The sequence below is a fragment of the Nonomuraea sp. B12E4 genome, assembly GCF_039871825.1.
Classification (GTDB): Bacteria; Actinomycetota; Actinomycetes; order Streptosporangiales; family Streptosporangiaceae; genus Nonomuraea.
The window spans coordinates 39,871-51,484 of sequence record NZ_JBDPME010000019.1 but is presented as its reverse complement, the minus strand read 5'-3'; the positions used below and the strand labels follow the sequence as shown (position 1 = coordinate 51,484).

General features: G+C 66.7%; 12 protein-coding genes. 7 read left to right on the top strand and 5 right to left on the bottom strand.

Annotated features, from left to right (window positions below):
- Nucleotides 1-261 precede the first annotated feature (261 nt).
- The 6 genes from ABGB18_RS33315 to ABGB18_RS33290 all read left to right on the top strand — a co-directional run bounded on the left by ABGB18_RS33315 (nucleotide 262) and on the right by ABGB18_RS33290 (nucleotide 5,162).
- The gene (locus ABGB18_RS33315) at nucleotides 262-543 is read left to right on the top strand and encodes a hypothetical protein (RefSeq protein WP_347699622.1); all 282 of its coding nucleotides are present in this window, start codon (nucleotides 262-264) and stop codon (nucleotides 541-543) included.
- A gap of 390 nt (nucleotides 544-933) precedes the next feature.
- On the top strand, nucleotides 934-1,335 hold the full coding sequence (locus tag ABGB18_RS33310; RefSeq protein ID WP_347699621.1) for an ATP-binding protein: 402 nt from the start codon (nucleotides 934-936) through the stop codon (nucleotides 1,333-1,335).
- Between the two features lie 149 nt (nucleotides 1,336-1,484).
- Entirely contained in the window at nucleotides 1,485-1,865 is a 381-nt protein-coding gene (locus ABGB18_RS33305; protein ID WP_347699620.1) for an STAS domain-containing protein, read from the top strand.
- Nucleotides 1,866-2,297: 432 nt separating this feature from the next.
- Nucleotides 2,298-2,738, top strand: a complete 441-nt coding sequence (locus ABGB18_RS33300; RefSeq protein WP_347699619.1) for an STAS domain-containing protein — start codon at nucleotides 2,298-2,300, stop codon at nucleotides 2,736-2,738.
- 469 nt (nucleotides 2,739-3,207) lie between these two features.
- Entirely contained in the window at nucleotides 3,208-3,747 is a 540-nt protein-coding gene (locus ABGB18_RS33295; RefSeq protein WP_347699618.1) for a hypothetical protein, read from the top strand.
- A gap of 389 nt (nucleotides 3,748-4,136) precedes the next feature.
- Nucleotides 4,137-5,162 carry an NBR1-Ig-like domain-containing protein gene (locus tag ABGB18_RS33290; protein WP_347699617.1) on the top strand — a complete coding sequence of 342 codons (1,026 nt, stop codon included), beginning with the start codon at nucleotides 4,137-4,139 and terminating at the stop codon, nucleotides 5,160-5,162.
- Nucleotides 5,163-5,213: 51 nt separating this feature from the next.
- On the opposite strand, the gene ABGB18_RS33285 is transcribed toward ABGB18_RS33290, so the two are convergent.
- From ABGB18_RS33285 to ABGB18_RS33265, 5 genes are all read right to left on the bottom strand, one after another.
- The gene (locus ABGB18_RS33285) at nucleotides 5,214-6,161 is read right to left on the bottom strand and encodes a SpoIID/LytB domain-containing protein (RefSeq protein ID WP_347699616.1); all 948 of its coding nucleotides are present in this window, start codon (nucleotides 6,159-6,161) and stop codon (nucleotides 5,214-5,216) included.
- A 35-nt stretch (nucleotides 6,162-6,196) separates the two neighbouring features.
- Nucleotides 6,197-7,090, bottom strand: coding sequence for a peptidoglycan DD-metalloendopeptidase family protein (locus ABGB18_RS33280; protein ID WP_347699615.1), 894 nt, complete (start codon nucleotides 7,088-7,090; stop codon nucleotides 6,197-6,199).
- A 65-nt stretch (nucleotides 7,091-7,155) separates the two neighbouring features.
- Nucleotides 7,156-7,881, bottom strand: coding sequence for a peptidoglycan-binding protein (locus tag ABGB18_RS33275; protein ID WP_347699614.1), 726 nt, complete (start codon nucleotides 7,879-7,881; stop codon nucleotides 7,156-7,158).
- A 389-nt stretch (nucleotides 7,882-8,270) separates the two neighbouring features.
- The gene (locus ABGB18_RS33270; RefSeq protein WP_347699613.1) at nucleotides 8,271-8,423 is read right to left on the bottom strand and encodes a hypothetical protein; all 153 of its coding nucleotides are present in this window, start codon (nucleotides 8,421-8,423) and stop codon (nucleotides 8,271-8,273) included.
- A gap of 119 nt (nucleotides 8,424-8,542) precedes the next feature.
- A complete protein-coding gene (locus ABGB18_RS33265) occupies nucleotides 8,543-8,839 on the bottom strand; it encodes a hypothetical protein (protein WP_347699612.1) in 297 nt (98 codons plus the stop codon).
- Between the two features lie 89 nt (nucleotides 8,840-8,928).
- On the opposite strand from ABGB18_RS33265, the gene rph reads away from it, so the two are divergent.
- Nucleotides 8,929-11,574: a rifamycin-inactivating phosphotransferase gene (gene rph, locus ABGB18_RS33260; protein WP_347699611.1), complete on the top strand. Its 2,646-nt coding sequence runs from the start codon at nucleotides 8,929-8,931 to the stop codon at nucleotides 11,572-11,574.
- The last annotated feature ends 40 nt before the right edge of the window (nucleotides 11,575-11,614 follow it).

Here is an 11,614-nt window from a genome sequence, read left to right as displayed (position 1 = left end):
CACGAATCCCTCCATGCCGCTTGAGCTGCATGGATGGACCTTCCGTCAGGCGCAGTGCCCGGTGGCCCTGATCCAGAAGTCGATCTTCTATCTGGCCTTCATGATCTACCGTCGCCTGCGTCATCAGTCGGAACGGGTACTATCCGGCAGCCCTCACCCATGGTTCTGTCAGATGGGGTCCCGTCCACCTGGAGGCGGGCGGGGCCGCCTGGCACAACAGACACGCCCTGTCCGATCATCGAGGCGGTACGAGGTGGATGTGTGGCAGACGCCGAGTTTGAACGCGAGCTCTCTCGGATACGTCGGATGCGCCTGCTCTTCGTGGCCTGCGCGATGTGGGCGGCCGCGATGGTCGCATGGCGGCAGCCGTCCATGGCCGCCGTGACAGGCGATTGGCCGGCGTGGCTCATCGTCGCCCTGGCAGTTGTGTCGGCCTTCTTGTGTTTCGCGTTCATGCGGAAGTTCGGAGAGCTTCACCCGGCGGCTGCGCCGCTCCTGGCGGCCTGCGCCTTGGCGGCGGCCGTCGCAGCCACACTGGCATAGCCTGACCGTTGTTCACTATCTGCCAGGTGGCAGCTGTTCACTGTCTGCCAGGTGGCAGCGTCACACGTGGGTCCGGTAGCTGCGGGTGCACCGATCCCAGTCCCACACGCTGCGGTTCTGCCACCTCGCCGAGTGGCTCCGAGTCATTCGCGGTGCGCCTCTTCGTGTGGTGCGCGATGTGGTGTCGCACGTCTTGCGCGATGGTGAGCGGCTCGCCCGGGCTCATGCCGGGGACATGCCTGTGCGCGACGGGCGCTCGCGTTGAGGCTCACGATTTCTTCGGCATGTTTGCGGCAGTGCGTCGGATGGGAAAAGGTGGACCTTGGCGAAGCCGAGCCACGGATACAGGCGAGGTGCTTTCCGTGGCGTTGGGCGAACGGGCACGGTGAAGTGAACGAGGATCTGCTGCAAGAGCGGTGCTGGCCGATCGACTGGGAACTGAGTGCTCTACGCGCCCGGGTGCGGCTTGCTGCTCACAGGGTGGGGCTGCCGCAGCGCCGGGCCAACGACCTCGTGATCGCGGTCCATGAGGCGGTCCTCAACGTCCTGGAGCACGGTGGCGGCGAAGGCTATGTGTGCTTCCGGCACGATCGGGACTCGATCACCGTCCACGTCATCGACATCGGCGGTCAATTGTCGGCCGAGCACCTCCCTGACCAGCCGACCTGGTCTGGCTCTCCAGGTAATGGCCTGTGGTTGATGCGAGAGACCTGCGATGAATTGATCATCGACAGCCGGCCGGGGCGCGGCGTGGTTCGGCTGCGCATGTACCTTTCCACCGACACAAGGTAGCGAGCTGTATCTGTACAGTAACCGTTCAGGCTGCTGACAACAGCGGCGGCGCGGCTCACCATTCAAGGCAGCCCGAGCCCTCCAGGCCCGTGAGTCCGGGCATAGGCCATCGGCTCGTCGGCCCGCCGAATGTTGGTGGAGGTCTGCACATGGTGAGGCTGGTCCTGGATGCCTGGTACCTGCTGGGTGGGGTGCTCGTCGCCGTGGAGGGGGAGGTGGATGCGACCAATGCCGAGCAGTTGGAGGCCTTTCTCCAGGCCAGGTGCCGGCCGGGTGTGCATGTGGTGCTCGATCTCGGCGCGATGACCTTCATGGACTGCCGCGGCCTGGCCGTGCTGCTCCGCATGGATGCCTTCACCCGGCGCCACGGTGCCCAACTGCACCTGGCCGCGGTTCAGGAGGTTCCGTTGCGGGTGATGGAGTTGACCAGCGTGCACTGTGCCCTGAACATCCACCCGAACGTCGAACAGGCCATCGACGCCGTTTCGGCAGTACAGGACCACTGGCCGTCGGGGCGTGGGCAGGTGTGAGCCCGGATCGCCAATCTCCGCGCCGGCTGAATCACCGGTTGGCCGGCCATGGTCGCGGATCCAGGTGGCACTGCCGGTCTGCCGCGGTTGTCGTTCGGGGCCTTCATCGGCCTGGTCCGCCCGGCACCAGGCCGCGCTTCGGCTTCCGGCGGAACACGCGTCCGCGGGCCGCTCGCGGCAGGATGTGCTGCTCTGGCGCCGAGGCGTGGTGAAAGCCCAGCTCACGTGCCCAGCACCAGGGGTCTCGACCTCAGTATCGACGGTCGGCCCCGGGCGGGGCTCGGTCCGGCTGCGCCTGTACCGGTCTGCCGACACAAGATAGCGAAGGGTATCGACGCTGTAACCGTTCCGGCTGCTGACAACAGCGATGGCGAGCCTCACTATTCAAGGCAGCCGAGCGCTGATGACCGGAGTTCGGCCTAGGCTGTCAGCGTGATCGGCCGCCGAACGTTGGTGGAGGTCTGCATGACGGGGCTGATTCTGGGCAACCGGTCTGTGCCGGGTGGCGTGCTGATCGTCGTGAACGGCGAGGTGGACGCGACCAACGCCGAGCAGTTGGAAAGCTACATCAGCGACAAATGTCGACCGGGTGAGCACGTGGTGCTCGATCTCAGCGCGACGACCTTCATGGACAGCCATGGCCTGCTCGTGCTGCTGCACACGCACACCTTCACTCGCCGCCACGGTGCCCAGGTGCACCTGGCCGCTGTCCACAGCATGCCGTTACGGTTGCTGGAACTCACCGGCCTTCACTGGGCCTTCGACATCCACCCGGACGTGGAACAGGCCATCGCCGCCGTTTCCGCATCGCAGGATCACCAGCCGTCAGGGCGTGGCACATGCGAGCCGGACCGGCGAACTGGCTATGGCTGAGAACCACCTCACCTGCGCAGCAGCACGCACAGATGCCCGGCCCGGCCGGTTTGCCGTTGCCCGCCGCCGCGCCTATGACCGATTCCCGAAGCAGACCCTGCGCCAGGATTGCCGGAGTACGGCCAGGCGGGGATCCAACAGGTGCGGCGCGGTGAACGCACGGTGACCGGTCTCGCATGCCGGCCGTGGCCTCCTGGTCCGGCGGGAGTCGCGCTGGGCACTCCCCCGGTCTGGTCCTGGGCGTCTCGCGGCCGGCGTCAAGGATATGTGATGGGTCCGCAAGCGCCGGGGCCGGCAAGCTGTCGCTCCGTAACCGGAGCATTATTCGGTTGATTTTGAAGCGAGCGCGGACTCGGCGGAGCTCCATGGTTCGAAAAAATTGGAAACGTGCACCTACCCATTTGACAGAATGTTACTGTTCCGCACCAAGTAAGGCGCTATGTCATCGTGAAATCTCGAAAGGAATAACGTGAAGAAGCGCGCACTCGCCCTTGCAGCAGCCGTCGCCACCACGGGGGTCGTGCTGACCGCAGGTCCGGCGAACGCCATCCCCGACCCGATCGCGCTGCTGCACTCCGCTGGTATTCCCACGCAGCAACTCGTCGAGTTCACCACCCCGCAGGGTGGCATGTTCTACTCCGCGAAGCCGGCGGAGCAGAGGTGGGCGGTGACCAACAACAAGTTCAAGAGGACGACCACTCCGCTCGGCCAGGTCGCCACCAAGCCGTTCGCGGGCGGCACCCCGATGTACCGCCTCCGCGACGGGAAGATCTCGTCGTACATCCTCACCACCAGCCCGGGCGAGCGGGACAAGCTCACCTCGACCGGCTTCATCAACGAGGGCGTCGTCGGCTACGTCGGCAAGAGCGGCGTCGCCGACAAGCAGATCTTCCGTCTGCACCTCGACGGCCAGCCGAGGTGGCGCATCGCCATCACCTCGCACAAGGACAAGATCCTTGCGGGTGAGCCGGGCTGGAGCCTCGACGGCCCGGTCGGCTACCTGGGCTGATCCAAGGCTGTGATCGGATCCGTCCTCGGACGGATCCGATCCTCCCCGGCCGGAAGTACGTGTGCGACCCAGGCCGTTGACGGCTGGGCACCCGGGGCTTGAACCCGAAAGTAATGCCGCCCGCTATCGAATGGCGTCGCGGTGTCATACGTTGCCCGCACTTGAAATGCCCAAGAATGTCGCTCGGTGTTGTGCCGTGTCAGATACCGACGAGTTGGCAAGCCGACGTCCCGAATGGTTCGCTCCGTGAGCGATTTGATGCGGTCCCAATGGATCTGTGTTGATCGTTAAGAAGCGGGTGAATCCAGGATAGGGCCGCATCTCGCCTGGCTTCGCGCCGATAACGGTTCGGGTTGAGGGAGGACCGTGGGTGCTGTTACCTTCGCACGGTGGACGACAGGCGTGCACGGGCGAAGGCGATCGAGGACTTCGCGGCGACCCTGCGAGAACTGCGCAACGCGGTCGGCAACCCGCCTTTTCGGGAGATGTCCGGCCGGTCGGGGGCGATTTCCCACACGACGTTGCACGAGGCCACGAAGGGTAACCGGCTCCCGAGCTGGGAGACCACCGTCGAGTTCGTCAAGGCGTGTGACGCGGACCCTGCCGCATACCGTGAACGCTGGGAGAACGCGAATCGGACGGTCAGATCGGCGAGCGCCAAGGATCCCTCGATCCGCGCGGACACGTCTGGTGGACTCGCGGCCTCCACCACAGGCACCACGGGAGTTCATACCGTCGCCATCGGCTCAGAAGCGCCCCGTCCGGCCGGCGAGGCATCCTTGCCCACGCAGACATCGGCCGACGAGCTCGCGGGCGACGTCCAGCCTCCGGTCCCCATGCCGCGGAGCAGAGGGCGAGCCCGGCTGACCCGCCCGGCCGCGTTAGCGACAGCGGCGGTCATCGTGGGGGCGGCGGTCATCGTCGTGGTCGCCGTCAATCGCGGCTCCAAGCCCGACGAACACGTCCCCAACCCGGCCGTCAGCCCGTCGATCGCCGCGCTGTCCCCGGCCGACTGCCCGGTACGTCCGACCAACCCGCCTTGGGCCCCGCCGTTGTACAAGGGTGATGCGGCCAAGTTCATCGACGATGTCACGCTCTCCGACTGCACGCACGTCGGCGCCGGCAAGACCATGACCAAGATATGGCGGCTCAAGAACGCCGGGGCCGTGCCGTGGGAGGGATATTCGCTGCGCCGCCTCGACGTCACGCAGCAAGCCGATCAATGCCAGACCATCGCCGATGTGCCGATCAAGGACACGAAACCCGGCGAGATGGTCGACATCCAGACCGCCGTCACCACGCCCAGGAAACCGGGCCTGTGCTACGTACGATTCAAGATGGTGGACGCTTCGGGAGCGGTCGTGTTCCCAGGAAGCCGGCCGATCAACTTCCAGATCATCGTCGACGGACTCTAGTCCCCACCGTGCGGGACACGGCGGGGACCGGAGTCGGACGGTCTCAGGCGATCAGGAGCCGAGGACGATCCCCGTGTAGTAGTACTGGAGGATCCTGGAGTGGCTCCAGCCCTCTCTGGCCTTGTCGCGAGAGCCGTTCTGCGACATCCAGTCGCCGTCGACCCAATTGCCGCACGCCGTCGTCGTGGCACAGTACTGGGCTCGGAAGATCTTCCCGCTGCGGGTCAGCCGGGTGCCCCAGGTCGCGTCCACCGCGGCGCTCGTCACAGCCCTCGCGGAGCCGGGGTTGTACACCTGGCTCGACGTGTGGTCGTAGACGTCGAAGCACTGGCCGCTCGGGGTCTTGCGGTTGGAGTGCAGCGCCCAGTACCAGCCGAAGTTCTTCACGGCCAGCGCCCCGGCCTTGAGGGACTCGCTCGGCCAGCTCGAGACCCACTCGTTGGGCAGGACGTTCTTGACGTAGGTCTTGAAGTCCACCCGCTCCACGCGATCGAGGGACTTCCGGTACACGAGGATCGTCGTGGGCAGCCTGGTGTCCGTGCCGTCCGTCTTGCACCCGGCCGGCCCCGCGGAGCTCAGGAACTGGTGTGAGGCGTTCTGGTTCTTGAGGGTGGCGTTCAGGTTGCCCTTGGCGCCCGCGGCGAAGTCCTGGTAGCTGCCGGCATAACCGGTGTTGAAGTAGACGCGGACGGTCTTGCTGCTCCGGTTCCAGACGGAGGCTGCGGCGTTCTTGATGCACTTGCCCTTGCCGGCACCGGGTCCCTTGAAGTCGTAGCAGGAGGGCTGCGTGGTGGCATAGTCGGCGACCGATCCCGTGAAGTCCGAGACCGACCCCTGGTTGTTACTGTTGAAGTAGTAGCAGAACTCGCCGGCCTGGCAGATACCGTCGCGGCTCGCGGCCGTGGCGGGCGAGGCGGTGGCGAGGACCGCCCCACCGAGCGCCAGCGCGGCGGTCGTCGCGGCGAGCCGCGGGATCAGCCGGGCAGTTCGTAAAGGCACAGTCGTCTCCCGTTCTTGTCAGGGGCCGCGAAGCGTTATCGGATGTTGTAGCCCTGGGAGGTCCAGAACGAGGCCGGGTTCGGATTGTCCAGGTGCGAGTCGCCGACGCTCTTGGACGCGCGCGTCTGCCGTCCCGAGCGCACCTCGATGTGGGTGTGCGCGGACGAACTGCTCGACACTCCACGCCACGATTCGGTGGCGATGACCTGACCGCGGCTGACCTGCTGACCCACGCGCAAGGAGGACACCGGAGCGGAGTGCAAATAGATCACCGTCTTGTTCGATGAGGCGAGGTAGATGGCGATCGTGGAGAGTCCCGCCCTGCCGGTGGCTCCGCGTGCGACGTTGATGACCTGGCCCGCCACCAGGGAGCGAACATTCGAGCCCACGCTGCGGGCGATGTCGATGCCTTCGTGCCGGCCGGAGGTGGAGGTGTAACCGTCGAAGCCGCAGGTGATCCTGCCGCCGCTGGCCTGGTACAGCGCGTACGACATGTTGCTGCGCGCCGATGATGACGGGCTGAACTGGTGTGAGGCGTTCTGGTTCTTGAGGGTGGCGTTCAGGTTGCCCTTGGCGCCCGCGGCGAAGTCCTGGTAGCTGCCGGCATAACCGGTGTTGAAGTAGACGCGGACGGTCTTGCTGCTCCGGTTCCAGACGGAGGCTGCGGCGTTCTTGATGCACTTGCCCTTGCCGGCACCGGGTCCCTTGAAGTCGTAGCAGGAGGGCTGCGTGGTGGCATAGTCGGCGACCGATCCCGTGAAGTCCGAGACCGACCCCTGGTTGTTACTGTTGAAGTAGTAGCAGAACTCGCCGGCCTGGCAGATACCGTCGCGGCTCGCGGCCGTGGCGGGCGAGGCGGTGGCGAGGACCGCCCCACCGAGCGCCAGCGCGGCGGTCGTCGCGGTGAGGACCCTGGTGAGTGTTCTCATGCTGTTCTCCTTCTGTCTGCGTAGCCTGGATTCGGGGTGGTCTGCGGAGCCTGGGTTCGGATGAGTCAGCGGCGCTGGTACTCCTCCCAGGTGCGGATGGTCACCTTCGGGCCGTCGTCCGGGCCACGGCCGGCGAGCCCGTTCAGGCCGAGGTAGTAGTCACCGATCTGGTGCTGGGCCTGGCTGGAGAGGTCCGTGTCGCTGATGGCAGTGGCGTGGATGTGCCACGGCCAGTCGTCCTGCTGGGGGTTACGCAGCCATGCGGCGAAGCCGACCTGGCGCAACGCGCGGACGACCGCGGTGCGGGTGGCGGAGTTCATCCCCTTGACCGAGATGTCGATGACGCCACCGCCGTCGTGGGTGCCCGCGGACGTGGGGTCGCCGCCAGGGTTGTACGAACCCTGATCCAGCTTGAGGTCGCGGCCGAGCAGCCGCTTGGCCTCCGTCAGCATGCTTCGCGTACGGGTGTTGATGACGAACCCGCCGGTGGACACCCGGGTGCCCGGGCTGATGGCGCCGGTGACCTTGAAGCGGCCGGCACCGAGCTTGGTGAGCGACGTCCTGCCTGGCAGGCCGTTGGCGTCGAGACCGGTGAGGCCGAGCGACTTCTGGTAGTTCGCGTAGGCGGCGACCGTTGTGGTGCCGAAGTAACCGTCCACCCACTTCGCGTCGAGGAGGCGTCGGTCACGCAGCGCCTGCTCAATGAGGAGCACACCGGCCTTGGCACCTGGGGTCAGCGTGTTGTCGGGCCGCCGCGGATCGATCTGGGCCGCCTTGACAGCGGCTTCCATGTTCACGCTCGGAAGGGCCCCGGCCTCGGCTGCCCGTGCCGCCGGCGCCGCGAACACCCCAGCCAGCGAAGCGAACAGAACAGTCGGTATGAGGGCGGCGGCGCATGAGGGCAGCTTCATTCTTGCTCCTGGTTCAGGGGGTGGGGGCGATTCCTGGGCGGCGGGATCCAAGGTTTCGGGTCGCTCACATGTCCGCAAGGAGATCGGTGTTGTCAGCCTGTTCGACACGCTCCCCCGTACGGGCTTACGCGCGTTTGACAGGCGTAACCGGATGCCGGCCGCCGGGCGCACGCCACGGAGATCCGCATGTTCATCGCCGGGGCCGGTGTCCGACGACCGGGCTTCACACGAGCGTCGGCCGGTCAGCTCAGGGCGACGCGCAACCTGCCCTAGCCGCCAAGGCGGATGATCCCCCGCGTGGCCGCCACGGTCACGGCGGCGGTGCGGTCGTCGACGTCGAGCGCGGCGCCGAGAATGGCCGCGTCGACCTCCTGGCTGCGGGGCCGTCCCGGCAGGCGGGGAGTATGCGCGGTGCCGGTCATGCCCTGTGACTCACGACGCGTGCTCCACGCTCGCCGTCCGCCGGCCCGATGACGGCGATGTGCCGTGCCGGCGCAGGTCATCGGCATCGTCCATGGATGATCCTCTCATCGGGCGAGCGTCAGTCGATCTTGGTGACCATGGCGTCGAACCTCCGGTCGGGCAGGAGCCTGTTCATTGCCAGGATCGTTCTGGCCAGGTAGCCGACGGGGTAGCGCGGTTTCGGCCTCGGGGATTCGAGCAGTCTCGTGATCGTCTTGGCGACCACGGCGGGTTCGGAGGCCCTGGTCGCGTTCTCGGCCCGCTTCGCCATCGCCTCGGCGAGCCTTCCGTACGGTCCTCTGCCAGAAACGGCGCGAAGTTCCCGCGACGTGTCCTCCTCGAACTCGGTCCTGATGATCCCTGGCTGAATGAGCACCACGTCGATGCCGAACGGCTTGCCTATTACAATACAGGGCTGAATCGTATTCTAACTATCAGTCCACCCATGAGAGACGGGAATCAGCCATGAGTGCCTACGTGCTCGGGTTCCATGACATCGACAAGACGCGGCTTGCCCTGGTCGGGGGAAAAGGTGCCAACCTCGGCGAACTGTCCGCGATTGGGGACGTCCGCGTGCCGTGCGGATTCTGCGTCACCACCGACGCCTACCGGGAGGTCGTGGAACAGGATGCGGAGGTCAGCGCCCTGATCGACGGGCTGACCGGGCTGCGGGCGGATGACCGGGCGGGGATCGCCGCCGCCTGCGCCCGCCTGCGGGCCACCATCGAGGACCTGACCGTGCCCGAGGAGATCCGGCGCGACATCGTCCGGCACCTCCAGGAGGCGGGCGGCGAGAGCGTGCCCTGCGCGGTGCGCTCCAGCGCCACCGCCGAGGACCTGCCGTCCAGCTCCTTCGCCGGGCAGCAGGACACCTACCTCAACGTCCGGGGCGCCACGGCGGTGATCGACAGCGTGCGGCGGTGCTGGGCGTCGCTGTTCACCGACCGCGCGGTGGCCTACCGCATCCAGAACGGCTTCGACCACCGCGCCGTACGGCTGTCGGTGGTCGTCCAGCAGATGGTCTTCCCGGAAGCGGCCGGCATCATGTTCACCGCCGACCCGGTCTCCGCCAACCGCACGGTGGTCTCGATCGACGCCGGGTTCGGCCTGGGAGAGGCGTTCGTCTCCGGGCTCGTCAACGCCGACAACTACCGGGTCCGGTCGGGACAGATCATCGACAAGAAGATCGCCACACAGACGAAGGAACTGCGCGCCTCCCCCTCCGGCGGCATCCAGGAGCTGCCGATCGAGCCCGCCCGGCAGAACGCCCAGACGCTCAGCGACAGCCAGATCCTGCGGCTCGAAAGCCTGGGACGGCGAATCGAGGCGCATTTCGGCAAACCCCAGGACATCGAGTGGGCCCTGTACGACGGCACCTTCCACGTGCTGCAGAGCCGCCCCATCACCACGCTCTACCCCGTGCCGCCCTCGCACGACGGCAAGAACCACGTGTACGTCTCCTACGGGCACCGGCAGATGATGACCGACGCCTTCGCTCCCCTGGGCCTGTCGTTCTTCGCCCTGCTGCACGACAAGCTGGGTCGCACGGCGGGCGTCGTGGCGGGCAACCGCTTCTACAAGGACGTCTCGGCCGAGCTCACCTCGTCCTGGGCCAGACCGGCCACGCTCAAGAGCCTCGGCCAGGTCGACGTCCTGATGGCCAACGCCCTGCGTACCGTGCTGAAGCGCGAGGACTTCGTGGCCTCGCTGGCACGCGGCAGGACCTCGATGCTGGACTTCGGCGAGGGCGGCCCCCTGCCGATCGTCCGCCAGTACCTCAAGCTCTCCCGCGAGGACGATCCCCGCGTCGTGCCCGACCTCATCGCGCACACCGAGGAGACGGTGGAGCGGTGCGGGCGGGGCCTCGCGGGCAGGTCCGGCGACGAGCTGTTCCAGTACATCATCGACGACCACGCCGTGCTGGCCGAGCTCACCTTCGATCCCCGCAGCGTGGCAGCGGCCTTCCTCGGCATCCAGGCGGTGAACTGGGTCAACAAGCACATGGAGGCATGGCTGGGCGAGAAGAACGCCGCCGACGCCATCGCCCAGTCCGCCGACCACAACGTCGTCGCCGCCATGGGGCTCGACCTGCTGGACGTCGCCGATGTCATCCGCGAGCACCCGGATGTCATGCGCTACCTGGAGACCGCCGACCGCGCCACCTTCTTCACCGGCCTCGCCAGGTTCGCCGGCGGCGGTGCCGTACGGGAGGTCATCCAGGACTACCTGCGCGAGTACGGCATGCACTGCGCCGGCGACATCGACATCACCCGGACCCGGTGGAGCGAGGACCCGACGCTGCTCGTCCCGCTCATCCTCGGCAACATCAGGAACTTCCCGCCCGGAGAGCGCCACCGCAGGGCGGAGCAGGGTCGCGCCGAGGCCGAACGCACGATGAACGACCTCCTCGACCGCCTCAGAAAACTTCCCGGCGGTGCGGGCAAGGCCAAGAAGGCGGCCAAGAAGATGAGCCTGATCCGTCACTTCATCGGCTACCGCGAATACTCCAAGCACTCCCTGCTCCTACGGTACGAGCTCTACAAGCAGGCGCTCATGAAGGAGGCCGCCGAACTGGTCCGGCGTGGAGTCATCAAGGAGCCCGAGGACGTGTACTTCCTGTCCATCGAGGAGTTCAGGAAGGTGGTCAACACCGGCGAGCTCGACTACTCGATCATCACCATGCGCAGGGAGGCGCATGAGACGTACCGGAAACTCACCCCGCCACGGGTGATCACCTCCGAGGGCGAGGTCATTTCCGGCGAATACGACGCCGGAACTCTGCCGGAGGGAGCCATACCCGGCATCGCGGTGTCGGCGGGCATCGTGGAGGGCCGCGCCCGGGTCATCCGCAGCATGGCCGAGGCCGAAGTGGAAGAGGGAGACATCCTCGTGACGGTCTTCACCGACCCGAGTTGGTCCCCGCTGTTCGTCTCGGTCAAGGGCGTCGTCATGGAGGTCGGAGGCGTGATGACGCACGGCGCCGTGGTGGCCCGCGAATACGGCCTTCCCGCCGTCGTCGGAGTGGAGAGAGCCACTGAGCGCATCACGGACGGCCGGCTCATCCGGGTGAACGGCAGCGAGGGATACGTGGAGATACTGCCGCACCCCTGACGCAGAGGCCCGGCGCGCACCGCGGCGAGTTGGGATGGCG

What these genes read in the sequence shown, in the direction of transcription:
- ABGB18_RS33305 (WP_347699620.1), top strand. Translation starts at nt 1,485, where the DNA reads ATGGTGAGGCTGGTCCTGGATGCCTGGTACCTGCTGGGTGGGGTGCTC.
- ABGB18_RS33275 (WP_347699614.1), bottom strand. Translation starts at nt 7,881, where the DNA reads ATGGAAGCCGCTGTCAAGGCGGCCCAGATCGATCCGCGGCGGCCCGAC.
- ABGB18_RS33280 (WP_347699615.1), bottom strand. Translation starts at nt 7,090, where the DNA reads ATGAGAACACTCACCAGGGTCCTCACCGCGACGACCGCCGCGCTGGCG.
- ABGB18_RS33270 (WP_347699613.1), bottom strand. Translation starts at nt 8,423, where the DNA reads ATGACCGGCACCGCGCATACTCCCCGCCTGCCGGGACGGCCCCGCAGC.
- rph (WP_347699611.1), top strand. Translation starts at nt 8,929, where the DNA reads ATGAGTGCCTACGTGCTCGGGTTCCATGACATCGACAAGACGCGGCTT.